The organism is Verrucomicrobiota bacterium (genome assembly GCA_027622555.1).
GTDB lineage: Bacteria > Verrucomicrobiota > Verrucomicrobiia > Opitutales > UBA2995 > UBA2995.
In genome coordinates this window covers 43218-59985 of sequence record JAQBYJ010000012.1, presented here as the reverse complement: position 1 = coordinate 59985, position 16768 = coordinate 43218, and the positions used below count along the sequence as shown (strand labels likewise).

Annotated in this window: 18 protein-coding genes; 11 read left to right on the top strand and 7 right to left on the bottom strand. The window is 47.6% G+C overall.

Annotation, left to right across the window (positions count from 1 at the left end; genetic code table 11):
• Position 1: 1 nt before the first annotated feature.
• Together O3C43_05330 and gndA are read left to right on the top strand one after the other, a co-directional pair.
• Positions 2-436, top strand: a complete 435-nt coding sequence (locus O3C43_05330) for a molybdenum cofactor biosynthesis protein MoaE (GenBank protein ID MDA1065905.1) — start codon at positions 2-4, stop codon at positions 434-436.
• 123 nt (positions 437-559) lie between these two features.
• Positions 560-2062 (top strand): NADP-dependent phosphogluconate dehydrogenase, encoded by a 1503-nt coding sequence (gene gndA, locus O3C43_05325; GenBank protein ID MDA1065904.1) that lies wholly within the window; start codon positions 560-562, stop codon positions 2060-2062.
• A gap of 230 nt (positions 2063-2292) precedes the next feature.
• On the opposite strand, the gene O3C43_05320 is transcribed toward gndA, so the two are convergent.
• Together O3C43_05320 and O3C43_05315 are read right to left on the bottom strand one after the other, a co-directional pair.
• The gene (locus O3C43_05320; GenBank protein MDA1065903.1) at positions 2293-3297 is read right to left on the bottom strand and encodes an NAD-dependent epimerase/dehydratase family protein; all 1005 of its coding nucleotides are present in this window, start codon (positions 3295-3297) and stop codon (positions 2293-2295) included.
• Positions 3298-3306: 9 nt separating this feature from the next.
• Complete coding sequence (locus tag O3C43_05315) at positions 3307-4047, bottom strand: glycosyltransferase family 2 protein (protein ID MDA1065902.1); 741 nt, start codon at positions 4045-4047, stop codon at positions 3307-3309.
• A 641-nt stretch (positions 4048-4688) separates the two neighbouring features.
• On the opposite strand from O3C43_05315, the gene O3C43_05310 reads away from it, so the two are divergent.
• Complete coding sequence (locus O3C43_05310; GenBank protein ID MDA1065901.1) at positions 4689-5516, top strand: methylated-DNA--[protein]-cysteine S-methyltransferase; 828 nt, start codon at positions 4689-4691, stop codon at positions 5514-5516.
• Here the strand turns inward: O3C43_05310 and O3C43_05305 are convergent.
• The gene (locus tag O3C43_05305; GenBank protein MDA1065900.1) at positions 5513-6631 is read right to left on the bottom strand and encodes a hypothetical protein; all 1119 of its coding nucleotides are present in this window, start codon (positions 6629-6631) and stop codon (positions 5513-5515) included. The genes O3C43_05310 and O3C43_05305 overlap by 4 nt on opposite strands.
• A 105-nt stretch (positions 6632-6736) precedes the next feature.
• Complete coding sequence (locus O3C43_05300; protein ID MDA1065899.1) at positions 6737-7726, bottom strand: 2-hydroxyacid dehydrogenase; 990 nt, start codon at positions 7724-7726, stop codon at positions 6737-6739.
• Positions 7727-7865: 139 nt separating this feature from the next.
• Here O3C43_05300 and O3C43_05295 point away from each other — a divergent pair, with 139 nt between their 5' ends.
• Complete coding sequence (locus O3C43_05295) at positions 7866-8945, top strand: DUF1080 domain-containing protein (GenBank protein ID MDA1065898.1); 1080 nt, start codon at positions 7866-7868, stop codon at positions 8943-8945.
• A 343-nt stretch (positions 8946-9288) separates the two neighbouring features.
• Here O3C43_05295 and O3C43_05290 read toward each other — a convergent pair whose 3' ends face one another.
• Entirely contained in the window at positions 9289-9585 is a 297-nt protein-coding gene (locus O3C43_05290) for a type II toxin-antitoxin system RelE/ParE family toxin (GenBank protein ID MDA1065897.1), read from the bottom strand.
• 2 nt (positions 9586-9587) lie between these two features.
• Positions 9588-9845, bottom strand: a complete 258-nt coding sequence (locus tag O3C43_05285) for a type II toxin-antitoxin system ParD family antitoxin (protein ID MDA1065896.1) — start codon at positions 9843-9845, stop codon at positions 9588-9590.
• 314 nt (positions 9846-10159) lie between these two features.
• On the opposite strand from O3C43_05285, the gene O3C43_05280 reads away from it, so the two are divergent.
• Together O3C43_05280 and O3C43_05275 are read left to right on the top strand one after the other, a co-directional pair.
• Positions 10160-10438 (top strand): type II toxin-antitoxin system RelE/ParE family toxin, encoded by a 279-nt coding sequence (locus O3C43_05280; protein ID MDA1065895.1) that lies wholly within the window; start codon positions 10160-10162, stop codon positions 10436-10438.
• A 27-nt stretch (positions 10439-10465) separates the two neighbouring features.
• A complete protein-coding gene (locus O3C43_05275) occupies positions 10466-10753 on the top strand; it encodes a HigA family addiction module antitoxin (GenBank protein MDA1065894.1) in 288 nt (95 codons plus the stop codon).
• Positions 10754-11179: 426 nt separating this feature from the next.
• Here the strand turns inward: O3C43_05275 and O3C43_05270 are convergent, their stop codons facing one another.
• Positions 11180-11437 carry a type II toxin-antitoxin system ParD family antitoxin gene (locus O3C43_05270; GenBank protein MDA1065893.1) on the bottom strand — a complete coding sequence of 86 codons (258 nt, stop codon included), beginning with the start codon at positions 11435-11437 and terminating at the stop codon, positions 11180-11182.
• A gap of 148 nt (positions 11438-11585) precedes the next feature.
• Between O3C43_05270 and O3C43_05265 the strand changes: the two genes are divergently transcribed.
• The 5 genes from O3C43_05265 to O3C43_05245 all read left to right on the top strand — a co-directional run bounded on the left by O3C43_05265 (position 11586) and on the right by O3C43_05245 (position 16488).
• Positions 11586-12131 carry a helix-turn-helix domain-containing protein gene (locus tag O3C43_05265; GenBank protein MDA1065892.1) on the top strand — a complete coding sequence of 182 codons (546 nt, stop codon included), beginning with the start codon at positions 11586-11588 and terminating at the stop codon, positions 12129-12131.
• A gap of 220 nt (positions 12132-12351) precedes the next feature.
• Positions 12352-13725 carry a glycosyl hydrolase gene (locus tag O3C43_05260; GenBank protein ID MDA1065891.1) on the top strand — a complete coding sequence of 458 codons (1374 nt, stop codon included), beginning with the start codon at positions 12352-12354 and terminating at the stop codon, positions 13723-13725.
• On the top strand, positions 13716-14543 hold the full coding sequence (locus O3C43_05255; protein MDA1065890.1) for a sugar phosphate isomerase/epimerase: 828 nt from the start codon (positions 13716-13718) through the stop codon (positions 14541-14543). Before O3C43_05260 ends, O3C43_05255 begins: the two co-directional genes overlap by 10 nt.
• A gap of 17 nt (positions 14544-14560) precedes the next feature.
• Positions 14561-15718, top strand: coding sequence for a Gfo/Idh/MocA family oxidoreductase (locus O3C43_05250; protein MDA1065889.1), 1158 nt, complete (start codon positions 14561-14563; stop codon positions 15716-15718).
• Positions 15718-16488: a 3-ketoacyl-ACP reductase gene (locus O3C43_05245; GenBank protein ID MDA1065888.1), complete on the top strand. Its 771-nt coding sequence runs from the start codon at positions 15718-15720 to the stop codon at positions 16486-16488. The genes O3C43_05250 and O3C43_05245 overlap by 1 nt, the downstream gene beginning before the upstream one ends.
• The last annotated feature ends 280 nt before the right edge of the window (positions 16489-16768 follow it).

Genomic DNA, 16768 nt, shown 5'->3' with positions numbered 1-16768 from the left:
CATGTTTTCTTTAACTGATAAATCCCTTGATGTAGTCCAACTTGGGCAACGCTTGGAAAATCCGGCCGGTGGCGCGTTGGTCACTTTTGAGGGTCGAGTCAGAAATCACAACGAAGGGCTTTCGGTAAAGGGGTTGGATTATCAGGCCTATGTGCCTCTCGCAGAGGCCGAAGGAGAAAAAATCCTCAAGGAAGCACAAGCGAAGTTTGACCTTCTTGAGTGTCAGTGTGTTCACCGTGTTGGTTCTTTGAGCATCGGAGAAATTGCTGTTTGGGTCGGGGTTATTTCAGCTCATCGTGGAGATGCTTTCGATGCTGCTCGTTACATCATTGATGAAGCTAAAAGGAGGGTCCCCATTTGGAAGCGTGAAAATCTTGATTCGGGCAGAAGCTATTGGGTTGCTTGCCATGACGAGGATGCATCTGGTCAGACCTGATTGGCATATTTGAGGCGGAATCGTTGGTGTTATCTGTTTTTACGGCAACAAGCGGGCTTCGTTCTTGCTTTGTGAATTTCGCTTTGTTTGGGTCCTGCCTCAATTTTAAACAGGAGTTAGAATATGTCTGAAGAATTATCTGATATAGGTCTCATCGGGCTGGCTGTAATGGGCCAGAACCTGGCACTTAACATCGCCGACCATGGCTTTAAAATCACGGTATACAACCGCACGACTTCCAAAATGGACGAATTTGTTGCTGCGAATCCGGACACCCCAGGTGGATTGGTTGGCGAAGAAACCTTGGAAGGATTTGTGAAGTCCCTCAAGGGTCCTCGGAAAATTGTTATTATGGTTCAGGCCGGTGGTCCAACCGATGCGGTCATTGACGGATTGATTCCGCTGCTAGACGAAGGAGACATTATCATCGACGGTGGTAATGCCAAGTGGACGGATACCATACGTCGCGAAAAAGAGCTCAGTGAAAAAGGTCTTCGCTTCGTCGGATCTGGAGTTTCCGGTGGAGAAGAGGGTGCTCGTTTTGGTCCTTCGATGATGCCTGGAGGAGATCCTGAATCCTGGAAACACCTGAAACCAATCTGGCAGGCGATCGCCGCTAAGGTGGATCCTGAAACCGGCAAACCACTGGAAGGTGCCACACCAGGTAAACCAATTGAAGGGGGATTTCCATGTTCAGCATACATTGGTCCCAATGGTGCCGGCCACTATGTGAAAATGGTCCACAATGGCATTGAGTATGGAGACATGCAGATGATTTGTGAGGCTTACTTCCTCATGAAAAACTTACTCGGCATGGAAGCATCCGAGATTGGAAAAGTCTTTGCTGAATGGAATGAAGGGTTGCTCGATTCTTTCCTTATCGAAATCACCGCTGACATCCTGCAAGAGAATGACCCGGTAACAGGTCAAGCGTTTGTGGACATCGTTCTCGATACTGCCGGACAAAAAGGGACTGGCAAATGGACGTCAGTGAACGCACTCGACATGGGCGTTCCAGCTCCAACGGTAGCCGAAGCCGTATTTGCCCGTTGTTTGAGCGCGGTTAAAGAAGAGCGCGTAGCTGCATCTGCAATCCTCACTGGCCCAGAGCCATCGTTTGAGGGTGATAAAGCTGAGTTTATTAAAGCGATCCACGACGCACTGTACTGCTCGAAAATCTGTTCATACGCCCAGGGCTTTCAATTGATGCGTGAAGCACAAAAGGAATACAACTGGTCACTAAACTTTGGAGAAATCGCTCAAATCTGGCGTGGTGGTTGTATTATTCGTGCCCGCTTCCTGCAGAAGATTACAGAGGCTTATGCCCACGATGCTGAGCTGGCGAACCTTCTTCTCGATCCCTATTTCCTTGGCGAGATAAATACCTCCCAGTCCAACTGGCGTAAGGTTGTAGCTGCAGCGAGCTTGAATGGTATTCCAATACCGACTTTCGCTTCTGCCCTTTCATACTACGATGGTTATCGTCAGGCACGTCTACCGGCAAATTTGCTTCAGGCTCAGCGTGATTTCTTCGGCGCTCATACCTACGAGCGGACCGATGAACCACGTGGCAAATTCTACCACCTCGACTGGCCGAAGAAACCACGTCCGCAATATTCTGTTTAAGCCTCGAAGCCTCGCGTTTTAATCCGTGGAGTTATCGGGCTTGGGTAATTTACAGAAATTGCCATAGTCTTTTATAGCAGATCCAGGTTGGGCGGTGTGCTGGTTATTCGAGTAAAACCGAATTGCCTTTTAGCCCCCAAAAAACGGTGAAACTGAATGTATGGGTTTGAACGGTTACGGAAATCCTGTGCCCATTTGGAGTATTGGAAGGGCCTCACCAGATGGGGATTCTAATCCTGCCACCCTGATGGCATATTCTTGTGCAACTCAATGGCCTCAAAGGTAGAATTTTCTCTAGTGCCGAAATTTTTTGCCCATTCGGCCATTTTTTTGATCCCGCATTCCATGCTTATTTCCTGACGATCGCCGAAAAAGGATTTGATTTTTTCGTGACTGCAATAGGCGTGTTTAACTTCGTTCCGCGGCTCCGCTCTTTTTATTTCAACTTTCTTTCCCATGGCATTCATTACCATGGTCGCTAGCTCATTTAAGGAGATAAAGTCTTCGGATCCGATATTAAAAATCTCATTATACACGTCTTTCTTTTGGACAGATTCTGCAATGAATGGGGCGATATTTCCGACATAACTGAAAGCTCTCGTTTGTAGGCCATCTCCAAAGATTGTAATAGGCTCATTCTTCATGATCTGGTTCATGAAAATACCTATGACGTTGCGGTATTTATCGCCAATATGCTGGAATTCACCGTAGACGTTGTGAGGTCTAAAAATGATATAATTCAATCCGAACATTTCCTGGCTAACCTTCAATTCCAGCTCTACAGCGTACTTGGCAATCCCGTACGGATCTTCGGGTTGAGGCGTAAGATCTTCTGTCATAGGCAGTCGATTCGTGCCGTACACCGCGATGGATGAACTAAAAGCGAAACACTTTATATCGTGCTTAATCGATTCATTGATCAGGTTGACCGAACCAATAAGATTATTGTTGTAGTTGAAGCGCTTTATAAAGTGGCTCAGCCCCTCCGCTGCATAAGCCGCCAAGTGGACGACGTAATCAAATTGGTTTTCCTGGAACAGCTCTTCAAGAAGCTGAACATCCAAGATACTACCTTTCACGAAGGTTGCTCCTTTTGGTACGTTTTCTACGAATCCTCCGCTTAAATCATCCAGGATAACAACCGAAAATCCTGTATTCAACAAATACCGTGAAACATGCGAGCCAATGAAACCAGCTCCGCCGGTAACTAGTACCTTTTCCGTTTTTATAGGCATGAGTTGTTCCTAATGTGCCTCATAAACCTTTTGGCGTTGAATCCGTGCCTTGTGCAGCAAAAATTTGGATACAGTTTTTAAAATGCATAGCCCATAAATAATGCCTTTGCCAAATGACATCTGCGAGTTCTCATCGAGATATCTTGTTGGATGGGCTATCTCTCCAATTTTGCTATTCCTGATTGCCCCCTGGATCATTATGTCAGTATCAAAATCAAATTTATTTGAGAGGAGGTCTAGCGGAATCTGTTTCAAAAACTCAACTGAGTATGCCCTGTAACCGTTATGATAGTCTGAAATATGAGTGCCGAAAACATTGTTTTCCAGCCATGTGAGAAATCTGTTTGGAATAAACTTCCACATCGGCATTCCTGCCGAAAGCACGTCTCCCAGTATCATGCGTGAACCTGTGACTAATTCGTATCCCTCCTGCGAGATTTTTTTAGCGAATTGGTCGGCAATGGTTGGATCATATTGATTATCACCATGGACCATAACAACTCCTTCGGCACCTAGCTCGATTGCTTTTTTATAGCCGGTTTTTTGGGCACCCCCATATCCAGTATTTTCAAGGTGTGTAATAACAATTACTCCCAATTGTCGCGCAACGGATGCCGTATCATCCGTACTTGCATCATCTACTACGATTATTTCTCTGAAACTATCAGCCGGTATTTCTTCAATCGTTTTTTTTAGGATGGGCGCTACGTTAAAGGCCGGAACGATTGCAATGATATAAGGTTTTTCCACTTTGGCTATCTGGTGTGTCCTATTGAGAATTTAGCTTCGGCTGTGAGAAAATCTGGGCAACAAGACCATGCATAGAACTTGAAATACTTTTTTTGAAGCCTTGCATAAATAAGTGCCTATTTAGGCGGCCGAATGCCTGATTTTATTAGAAGGCTTCCGCGGTTAAGACAGTTTCGATTGGGCGATTGTCTATGCAGTCTACAGCTACGACTCAATTAATTGTTCTTCCTTTTTTATAGCAGAAAATACGCTTTGATAGGGTATACTTCCTAAAGTTGAACCCTTTTGGATAAGGTGAGAAAACTTGAATCATAGGTTTAAGAAATGACTGTTGCGGAGCGGGCTCATGTTCCCGGCTCTAGATGAGCGCTTTATAAACCAGATATGATCCCCGGAAGTCAATTACTCACAGTTAAATCAATGCCTTCGGCTCTCTGGCGATTTAAACTTCAAAACATCGGCCCTTCGAAGTCTAGGATTTCTTGTGAGCACCTTCTTTTATCTAACGGCTCCAAGAATTTTAGTATCGAGCGTAACAGGTCTTCTTTTCAAAACTACGGAAACTATTTAGCCAGTTCCTTAACAAATTCGCAAGAATCGGGTGGATTCCGTGTTATTCGATTTGTTATCTTTTAACCGTCATGCATTACGACCAGATCGAAGCTATTATCCAGCACTTGGGAGATCATTTTCAGGACCAACCTGGTTTGGACGAATTGGCCCGGCGGGTCGGGATGAGTCCCGAGCACTTTCAACGAGTGTTTAAAAAATGGGTGGGGATATCTCCTAAACAATTTCTGAAGTATCTTACTCTCGAATATGCCAAATCACGTCTGGATGATAATCAATCTGTCCTGGATTCGGCGTTGGATAGTGGCTTGTCTGGGCCAGGGCGCTTGCATGATTTGTTTGTCAGCATGGAATCGATTACGCCCGGTGAGTATAAAACTGGCGGAGAAGGTTTAACCATTGAATTTGGCATGTACCCCACTCGGTTCGGAATCGTGGTTCTCGCGATTTGTGATCGTGGTCTTTGCGGATCTTTCTTTTTGCCTGAGCCGAGCGAGCTGTTGGCAAGAGAAGCGATCGAAGAGTATTGGCCTCTAGCGCGTGCCGAGAGAAACGATGCGAGGGCTGCGCCATTTGCCAGGCAATTGTTCAAAGATTCTTCAACCGGCGAGAAGAAACTTCCACTCTTTGTGAGAGGCACCACGTTTCAGGTTCAGGTGTGGAAAGCGTTGTTGGAAATTCCTTCCGGTTCCCTTTGCACCTATTCGGATTTGGCTGAAGCCATCGGTCGACCAACTGCCACCCGAGCGGTAGCCAGTGCCGTTGGGGACAACCCCATTTCCTGGTTGATTCCCTGCCATCGAGTGATTCGTAAAGGCGGTAATTTGGGCGGTTATCGTTGGGGATTACCTCGTAAGAAAGTGATGCTTGCCTGGGAAGCGAGTCTCCGAGTCTCCTAAATATAGTCTTTCTGGCTAAGCCAAACAGCAAAGAACGGATTAGCGACCTGGTAGGTCTTTTGATACTTGTAGACAATGCGTCTTTCCAAAAGGCGGTTCACAGCCTTGGTGATCGAACTGGATTGGGCGACTCCGCTGGTTTCCTTGAACAACTTGGAGTGAATGGATTGCCCGCCTGTTTTTACCAGGCTGACTAGACAACGTCGTTGAACGTCTGTGAGTTCGGACACAGTATCTTCGTAGCTGATTCGTTCCAGGGTAAAGATCCGCTCCAGTGCTTTGGTAATGGTGTTCTTGTCAACGACCTCTCCGGGTTCGCTCGCTTCCCACAAGGCCCAACAGAGTTGTTGCACGTCGCCAGTAATCTGAATCCCCAGATCCGCGATGTCTTGAAACAGGTTCGGGTCGGTTGTTCGGTTGCCGCTTTCGAAGTGTTTTCGGAGAAAGGATTCAAACTCCTCCAGGTTAAGTGGTTCCAGCTCCAAGGTGATGGCGCTTTTAAAGAACGCGCTGTCGGGATCGTTGAAAATGGTGCGCATCTTACTCCGGATACTTCCAGAAAAAACATAAGGTAGATCTCCGTGGTGTTGGATCTTTCCGCGCATCAGTGCCAGGGCCTTTTGCGGTTCCTCCACTCGCAAGACATCCTGGAATTCGTCAAACACCACGACTAACGGATCGCGTTTGTGCCCTTCCAGCAGCCGATCTAGAACATCTTCCAGGGTTTGCATGGATTGGGACCGATCCACAGAGAGTCCCACGGAGGGCGTTCCGGTAAGTGGGTCGAAGCTCACGGAGGGCCTTTGTTTGGCGAAGAGTTGGATGGCTCGTTGAAAAAATCCTTCCGCATGCCCCAGTTTTATATACGCCCGTCCTATTCGCTCACCGATCTCTGCAACGGTATTCACCGCCAAGAGGTCTACATATAATAAGTGTGTTCCTGGCAGCGCGTTGGCTGTTCTGAGAATGATCGAGGTTTTACCGACCCGCCGCTGGCCGATCACAGCTATATTGTGCCCACTGCGAATGGATTGGGTTAGCAAGGCTTCCTGTTCCGGTCTGGGACAATAGTCCTCACCGTTTACAACTCTTCCGAATGTGAATGGATTTTTCATTGTTACGCCAGTTAGCGTAACGCCGAGTAGCGTTCTAGCAAGCTAAAAACTACGCCATGTAGCGTAACGCTGGTTGGGGTATTTTTATTAAAAACACTCGTTTAGCTAGGAAACAAGGTTGGTGCAGGTCCCGGTTGTTTCGAATTCGGTTATATTCGACAGGGTCGTATCTGCGATATTTCGAAGTGCGGTATCGGTAAAAAAGGCTTGGTGACCGGTTATGAAAACATTCGGAAATGTGGTCAGACGCATGAAAAGGTCATCCTGGACAATTTCGGAGGAAAGATCTTCGAAAAACAGGTTGTCCTCCTCTTCATAAACATCGATGCCGAAGTAGCCGAGTTTGCCAGACTTGAGCGCGCGAAATGCGGCGGCTGTATCAATTAAGGCTCCGCGGCTCGTGTTGATGATGGTTACTCCCTGTTTCATTTTCGAAAGCGTTTCATCGTTGATCAGGTGTTTGGTGGCTGGAAGCAATGGGCAGTGAAGCGAAATAATATCGCAGGTCGACCACAGAGAATCGGGGTCTTCATATTGGATACCCCAGCTGATCAACTCATCACTCTTATACGTGTCGAAAGCGTAGACCTTGCACCCGAAGCCGAGAAATAGTTTGGCAACAAGGGATCCGATCTTTCCGGTGCCGATTACGCCGACGGTTTTTCCGAATACTTCATGCCCCACCATACCTTCGAGGGAGAAGTTTCCTTCCCTAACCCGGTTGTGCGAGCGATGGGTTGTCCGATAGAGTGCCATAAGAATCGCAATGACGTGCTCTGAAACCGCATGGGGCGAATAAGCAGGGACTCGAACCAGTGTAATTCCAAATTCGCGGGCTGCTTCAAGATCCACATTATTGTAGCCAGCGCAACGCATGGCGACGAGTCGGGTTTCCCCTCGAGCCAACAGAGCGAGGGTATTGCGGTTCAGTTTATCATTCACGAACGCGCAGACGCATTCGCAATCGGTGGCCAGTTGAGCTGTTTCCTCTCGCAAGAGATTTTCGTAGTAAACAAGCTCGTGGCCTGTGGACGCATTGGCTTGGTCGAAGTACTTCTGATCATACTTGCGGGTGCTGAAAACGGCGACCTTCATAGTAGCAATCAGAGGTTTCACTTGAATCCTTTCAAGCGAATAGCAGAAGTATTAGGAAGATTTAGCAACCTCGGCAAAAGAACTTGGTTTTCGGCGGCTGTCGCGCTAGCTTCCGCCTCATAATCTCAAGCAATTTATTATGGTAAACAACACGATTCCCAAACTCTTAAGTGCTTGGCTCTTTTTGGCCGGAGCAAACGCCACTATCGCGAGCGCAGACTGGACAGAGATTGCCGAAGCCGACCTCAAACTCATGGGAAACTATGTAGGCGAATGGTATGAGGCTCCGGACAAGTCTTATCAGCAAATTAATCCGACGCTTTCAGCACAGGTTATCAACGTCGATATCGGAGTCTACGATGTGAAGTTCGTCCAGAATCTCGACCGACGGGCAGATCCCTACTACCAAGCCACGGGTGCGCTCTTGTTTGAAGAGGTCATCAGCTTCGGAAAAGACGGGTGGGTTTTTGAGGTCGATGAAAGAGGCCTTCACGGCCATGGCACTGTTTATGGAATGGTGGCCAAGTTTCTGTTGAAACGCGTTGAACTGGAATCTCCGACCTTGGGGCAAAGGGCGCCGGAGGGAGCAAAAGTGCTCTTTGATGGATCCAACTTCGATGCTTGGGTTCACCCCGATGGCCGCCCCATGACCTGGACTTTAACCGAAGAGGGTTACATGGAAATAAATCCCAGCGCGGCACACAAAAACGCCAAGCCGCCTGTCGGTGGTGCCATCATGACCAAGGACACCTTCAAGGACGTGCGATACCACATGGAGTTTCGCTATCCCGTCGAACCCGGAAAATCCGGTCAGGGACGTGGCAATAGCGGCTTATTCTTTCAGGGCAGTGATACGGGCATAGCTTTCGAGGTTCAGATTCTAAACAGCTATGGCCTTGGTGGTTACTGGAATGAATGCGGCGGATTGTATCGCTTGGTAGCACCCAAAGTAAATGCCGCACGCCCTCCCCTCCAGTGGCAAACCTACGATGTGGAATATAAGGCAGCGCGTTATAAGGATGGTGAGTTGGTGAAACGTCCTCACATTACCGTGCGGCACAACGGGGTTCTCATTCACAACGACCAGGAGCTTTTCCACGCGACTCAGCACTTGGAAGCCAACAGAACGAATTTACCACCTCAAGAGCCTGGACCCATTATGCTGCAGGATCACAGCAATCGCATCCAGTTCCGCAATATCTGGATCGAAGAGCTGTAAAGGCCTTCATTATTAGGATAAGAGTTCGTATCGAGCCTGTAAGCAAGCTTGCTCGCGACCGTGTATTTTGCCTGTCGCCAAACATGGCTCAAATTTGCTCGATACCGACACCATTAGTTTCCTCTACCAAGGATTTACGAATCGGGAGCGAGCTCACCAAGACTTGACGATTTAACTTACAGCTCCGGCTGAAAGCGACCTTGAGGCAATCCTGAACCACGCGCGCGACCGTCAGGTTCGGTCCAGCTTCGGATATACCAGGACATGATCCGACAGGCCTATCATTCACTTGCGGACGACCCGCTCATCCAGACGAGTAATCCTCGCGTTGGTTTGGCCGGATTTAAGTTTCGTCAAAAAGCGCCTCCAGATCTCTTGCTCCATGTAGCACACGGACGATCTCAGGTTTCCCCGTGTTTAAGACTCTGTAGAAAATAAGGTAATGGCCGAATGGAAGGCTGCGTATTCCTTCAGCCAATTCATTCCTTGCACGACCGATAAGCGGAGCTTGATCAAGTTTTTGGCAATGATCACGAAGGGAGGCTATGAATCGGCGTGCGACATCCACATTGTCTTCCGCGATATAATCTCGGATCTGTCGCAGGTCTTCGAGAGCAATAGGCCTGAAGGAAACGGCCATTTCTAAGTCAGTCCACTTTCCAGATTTTCAAATACTTTCTCCGCAGGGATTGACGGCCGGGGATCATTCAAAGATTCACCAATGGCTCGTTTCAATACGTCAAGGCGAGTTTGTTTTACGTCATTTTGGGTCTCCCAAACCCGCAGTGCTTCGCGAATTACTTCGCTGTTGGAGGAATAAGTTCCTGTCTTCACTTTGTCCCGAACCAGCTTCGCATAATGAGAGGGGATGGTAATACTGAGTTTTTCTGTAGATGGCATTTTTTCCTATTTCGCTCAGTAAGTAGCATAAAGTAGGATTTTATGCCACATTAATGATCGTGGCTGCGCTAGATCGCTCATTCATGGGAGAGCTAACAAGGTCAGGAGTCAGTTATCTATATTCTTACTATCACCCCTTGACGTAAACCTTCAGCCTCAAACCGGGTTGCATTCTAGTACAACGTTTGAGGAACTTGACAATTGATCATTGACCCTGCCGGCTCCGACCCTGCCGGCTCCACCCTTTGCCTTTCAACCTCCTGTGATAAGTGTCACTTGACACGTGACGCCGAATGCTGTGTAATCATCTAAAAATGATAATGAGTTTCAAGCATCGCGGCTTAAAGCAGTTCTACGAACAGGGAACTACGCGCGGGCTAAATGCTGATTATGTTCCAAAAATTGGAAGAATTCTTTTGATCCTCGATGCTTCTGAAGAGGTTAACGCCCTTAACTTGCCAGGGTTTAGGCTACACTCCTTGAAAGGTAATTTAAAAGGCTTTTGGTCAATAAGTGTTTCAGGAAATTGGCGAATCATTTTTCGCTTTGAAGATGGCGACGCTTACGACGTCGAATTGATAGATTATCATTAGAGAAGACTATGAAAGGAAGATAAAGATATGAATATGTATAATCCACCACATCCCGGCTCACTCGTTAAGCACGAGTGTCTTGAAGCGTTGGGACTGAACGTTACAGACGGGGCCAGTGTTCTTGGTGTGTCTCGTCAGGCACTGAGCAATATCGTTAACGAAAAAGCGGGGATATCGCCTGAAATGGCAATCCGTCTTGAAAAGGCTTTTGGCGGCACAGCCGAGACTTGGCTACGCATGCAAATGAATTTCGATATTTGGCATGCGAAGCAGCGTGCTGACGATATTCACGTAGAACGCTACGAGGTGGTCTGACGATGTTTTTGAACCCGTCAAACGGAAGCAATGACCCATCATGGTTGGACTGACAGAGATGGATCAGGTCGATATCGAATAAATCCGCCTCTAAACTGGGTGCCAGTGCATAATTAGCCACTGGGGTTTGATTCTCGGTAGGCCCTTTCGAGCACTTCCTTGGTTAGTTATTTTCTATCAGTATGCAGAATAACCATAATTATTGGGGAGAACTATCAGGGGAGAACTATCAGGGTCAGGGGAGAACTATCAGGGTCAGGAGTCAGTTATCAATATTCTTACTATCACCCCTTGACGTAAACCTTCAGCCTCAAACCGGGTTGCATTCTAGTCCAACGTTTGAGGAACTTGACAATTGACTATTGACCCTGTCGGCTTACTCTCGAAGGTCTGCGAGAGCAATAGGCCTGAAGGAAACAGCCATTTCTAAGTCAGTCCACTCTCCAGATCTTCAAATACTTTCTTTGCAGAAATCGAAGGACGAGGATCGTTCAAAGATTCGCCTATGGCTTGTTTCAAAACGTCAAGTCGAGTTTGTTTTACTTCATTTTGGCTTTCCCAAACCCGCAATGCTTCACGAATAACTTCGCTGTTGGAGGTATAAGTCCCCGAACTCACTTTGTCCCGAATCAGCTTCGCATAGTGAGAGGGGATTGTGATACTGAGTTTTTCTGTAGATGGCATTTTTTCGTATTTTGCGCAATGTGTAGCATAAAGTAGGATTTAATGCTACTTTATTGTCTACTAGTGACCGAGATCGAAGTTTTCTTTTGACGTTAAAAATCATCATTATTTAGTTGCAAAAGAAAATATTTTAGTTTGTCTCGATTGCATGAGTTCAGAGGTTTTATCCATGCCCATGTTTGATTTCAGTGTTCTCCGGGAGATCCGGAAGCGCTCGGGTATGACTTTGAATGACTTGTCAGAGAAGAGCGGCGTCTCCTTGGGAGTTATCTCCAAACTGGAGCGCAATCAGACTCAGGCTGAGGTGAGCACGCTTTATAAAATTGGCCGCGTGTTTGGCATGCGTGCCACCGATATTCTGACCTTGGCCGAGGCACCACTCTCCAATAAGAAACAGGCGCAGTCTTATAATTCTGACGGATTCCAGTTTCAGGCAGTCCAATATGGCAATGCCAAGTGTATTTTGGGCAATGCCAAGTCTGGTGCAAAGATTTCAAAACCCGAAGTGCATCACGACGATCACGAAATCTGTTGGGTGCTAAAAGGATCGATTAGTCTGACCCTACCCCAGGAAGCGCATGTGCTTTCCGAGGGTGAGAGTATCCAGTTTGATGCGATTCAGGAACACGCTTACGAGGCGTTGGCCGATAGTCAGATTATGATCGTGCATCTGCTGAAGGATAAGCGCTTCTAAAATGAACGATTCACCAGATTGAAAGAAATGATATTAAGTATAAAACAAACGGTTCCAGTCATATGTGAAGCCGGTCCATTTCGGTATGCGAATTTCTTTCAATCTTCTCGCTCACATCAAAACTGTAGGAGGGGCTTTACGCCCCGATCATTCGATACGGCTACAAAGCAATCGGGGCATAAAGCCCCTCCTACAGGTCAAATAGCTCTTCTTTAATACTATGAAAATTAACACCACACTTTCACCCTCTGATCTTAGCCCTGCCCTTTCCCGATTCTGGGAATTATCCGGTCAAAAAATTGCCTCCATTGAAACTGAATACGACTTCGGTTCTGGTGCACCTGTATTTACCAGAGATGGAAAATATACCGCGATGGGTTGGACCGAATGGACCGAAGGATTTGTCTATGGGTCATCCTTTCTTCAATATGATGCCACGGGCGATGAGACATTCCTGGAACTTGGCAAGAAGCACACGGTCGGCCGTATGGCCAGTCATGTGAGTCACGTAGGTGTTCACGATCACGGTTTCAACAACTTGAGCTGTTATGGGAATTGGTTGCGATTGATTCGCGAAGGCAAAATTGAAGGCACTCAGGGAGATATCGATTTCTGTGAACTCGCTTTGAAGGTGAGTGGTGCGGTGCAAGCTTCTCGCTGGTCGAAAACCCATGAAGGTGGTGGATACGTTTACTCGTTCAACGGCCCGCATAGTTTATTTGTAGATACCATTCGCAGCTGTCGGATTCTTATGGTGGCTCACTCGCTCGGTCATGTTTTGATGGGAGAAAATGATTCGCCGATCAGCTTGTTGGAGCGCGCGGTTCAACACATTAGCTCAACGGCCAAGTACAATATCTTTTATGGCGAAGGACGCGATAGCTACGACGAGTGGGGTCGCACTGCACACGAAGCGGTTTTCAATACCAATGACGGCCGCTTCCGTTGTCCCAATGCCCAACAAGGCTTCAGTGGATTCACCACTTGGACGCGCGGATTGAGTTGGGCCATGGTTGGCTTCGCTGAAGAGCTTGAGTATATCGATACGCTGGATGATGCCGCATTTGCTGAGCTCGGTGGAAAAGAAGCTTTCAAAGCAATCTGTCTGAAAGGTGCAAAAGCCACCTGCGACTGGTTTATCGCGAACACCGCTACGGATGGAATTCCTTACTGGGATGGAGGCGCACCCAATCTCCATCGACTCGGTGATTACAAAAATGAAGTCTCGAATCCTTATAATGATTGGGAGCCCATCGATAGCACCGCCGCGGCTATCGGGGTTCAAGGACTCTTTCGTCTAGGCCGTTACCTTGGCAGGGATACCGAAGATGGTAAACACTACTGGCAGGCTGGCCTGACTTCCATGCAATCGCTGCTATCCTCACCTTATTTGAGCGAGGATGAAAACCATCAGGGATTATTACTTCACTCCATTTACCACCAGCCAAACGGTTGGGACAACGTACCGGAAGGACAGAAAATCGCCTGTGGAGAATCCAGTATGTGGGGCGATTACCATATTCGTGAAGCGGCTCTACATCTTCAGCGCATCATCAACAACGAACCTTACTACACCTTTTTCGGATGTCTGTAAGCCTCGATAATCTTTGTGTTCACACCATCACGACCAAGTCATGGAACTTGGAAACCGCGGCTAGTAAATATGCAGCGGCTGGTGTAAAGGGAATGTCCATCTGGCGTGATGCAGCCCAAGCTTACAGTGGCGGCATGACCGCAGCCGGACAAATGGTTCGTGATGAAGGTCTCGATATCGTTTCCTACGTTCGCGGAGGATTCTTCACCGGGTTTGATGCGACAGATCGGCAGAAAGCGATTGATGAGAATAAACAGATCATCGACGAAGCGGCTGAGCTTGGTGCTCCGTTAATCGTTTTGGTTGTAGGTGCCACTCCCGGACAATCTTTATTTGATTCGCGTCAGCAAATCACAGATGGAATCGCCGCGGTACTTCCTCATGCTGAAGCAGCAGGAGTAAAACTTGGAATTGAGCCGCTCCACCCCATGTATGCTGACAGCCGAAGCGCGGTTAACACTATGGCTCAGTCCAATGCCATTTGCGACACGCTCGACCATCCCTTTCTCGGAATAGCGTTGGATGTTTTCCATGTTTGGTGGGATGACCAACTGGAGGCCCAAACCAAGATCGCCGGCGAAAAGAACCGCTTGTTTGCTTTCCACATTTGCGATTGGAAGGACCAGCCGGAAGACATGCTCAACGACCGCGGATTGATGGGTGAAGGCGTTATTGATATTCCACAGATTCGAACATGGGTAAATGCGTCAGGATTTTCCGGGTACGAAGAAGTGGAAATATTTTCCAATAAATATTGGGCCATGAATCAGGACGAATACTTGGAGCTCATTAAAAAAGCATACTTAGAAACAGTTTAATCAAAGGAATCAAAGCTATGAAAACACACACAGTCGGAATCATCATGAACGGCGTCACGGGACGCATGGGAAAGAACCAGCATTTGTTGCGTTCAATTTGCGAAATCATTAAGCAAGGTGGCGTTCATGTGAGCCCCACCGAGCGAATTATGCCCGATCCTATTTTAGTTGGTCGTAATGAAGTTAAGCTCAAGGAGTTGTCTGCTGAGTCTGGTATCGAAAAATGGACAACAGACTTGGATAGTATAATGAGCGACCCAGCCTATCCGGTTTACTTTGATGCTCAAACCACTTTGCGCCGTGCAGATGCGGTTAAGGCTGCTGCCACCGCTGGCAAGCATGTATATTGCGAAAAACCAACTGCGGTTGATACCGCTACTGCAGTTGAACTACATAATTTCTGTGTGGAAAAAGGCGTTAAGAGTGGCGTGGTTCAAGACAAGCTCTGGCTACCTGGATTGGTGAAGTTGAAGCGAGCTATCGAAAATGGATTTTTAGGTCGTATATTTGCTGTGACGGGAGAATTTGGATACTGGGTATTTGAAGGTGACACTGTTCCTGCCCAACGTCCTTCCTGGAACTACCGCAAGGAAGATGGCGGTGGCATGATTATCGATATGCTTTGCCACTGGCGCTACGTTTTGGACAACTTGTTTGGTCCTGTAAAATCTGTGAACTGTCGTGGAGCTACGCATATTCCTGAGCGCGTTGACGAATCAGGTAACACCTATAAGGCGACTGCCGATGATGCTGCCTACTCCATGTTTGAAATTGATGGTCCGGATGGAGAAGTCATCGTGAACTTCAATTCTTCCTGGGTGACCCGCGTTCGTCGGGATGATTTGCTTACGCTTCATGTGGATGGCGAAAAAGGTTCAGCTGTTGTTACTTTGCGTGACTGCTATATTCAGCACTACAGCAACACGCCTAAACCGATTTGGAATCCTGACATCGAACAACCGGTCGACTTCTATGAAGACTGGTCAAAAGTTCCTGAACAAGAAGTTTACGACAACGCTTTCAAGGTCCAGTGGGAACTCTACTTAAAGCACATCGTCCTTGATGAACCATTCCGCTGGACGCTTCTTGAGGGTGCCAAGGGTGTGCAACTCGCCGAGCTCGGTATCAAGAGTTGGGACGAGCGCAAATGGGTCAACGTTGAGGATCTGGTTTAATGAAAACGGCGATAGTTACAGGAGGTTCAAGGGGTATCGGGTTTGGAATTGCATCCAAGCTGGCTGATGAAGGCTGGAATATAGTGATCAACGGCATGCGCCCGGAAGAGGGGGTAAGCGAAGCCATGGAAGCGTTGCGTTCAAAAGGCGTTGAGGTGGCTTACGCTCAAGGTGATGTGGGTTCAGTTGAAGGTCGTTCCAATATTCTCGAGGTGGGTCGCAAACTCGCTGGAGGGTCCGTTAATCTCCTTGTCAACAATGCAGGGATCACATCACCAGGTCGAATGGACATACTCGATACGCTCGAGGAAAATTTTGATTTGGTAATGTCGACCAATTTGAAGGGGGCTTTTTTTCTTAGTCAATCGGTAGCCAATGACATGGTTAAAGCCAAAGCGTCCGATGAATCTTTCGAAGGGTGTATCGTAAACATTACATCGATTTCATCGACCGTGGTATCAACGAATCGCCCGGACTACTGCATAGCGAAAGCAGGGTTGAGCATGATGAACCAACTCTTTGCAGCGAGATTGGGAGAATACGATATTCCCGTTTATGAAATTCGGCCTGGAGTCATCAAATCCGACATGACGGCAGGAGTGACTGGCAAGTATGACAAATTGATCGAAGAAGGACTCTGCGTAACCAAACGCTGGGGCTACCCAGAAGATGTGGGCAAGGCGGTTGCTTCGTTAGCTCGTCGTGACTTCCCCTACTCGACCGGTCAGGTCATTATGGTCGATGGTGCGCTGACGATGCCGAGGTTGTAGATTATAATAAATATCTCGGCGCTTTCGGCGAAAGCGCCCTACCTGCAGGTAGGGACCGCTCGCCGAGCGGTCCGTGTGTAAAAACCTCATCCTCTTACTTTATGTGGCAAGAGCTTCCAGCTCTGCCGTTTTTTCATCGTCGAATTCGGCATGTTATTCTCATTGCATTCGTTAAGGTGTCGTCGCTAACGCTCCTCGGTAGCGGGGACGCAATAGACCTACCTTTTATGCTGAAAAAATTGTAGGAGCGGCTTTATGCCGCGATTGCGCGATTGATGTT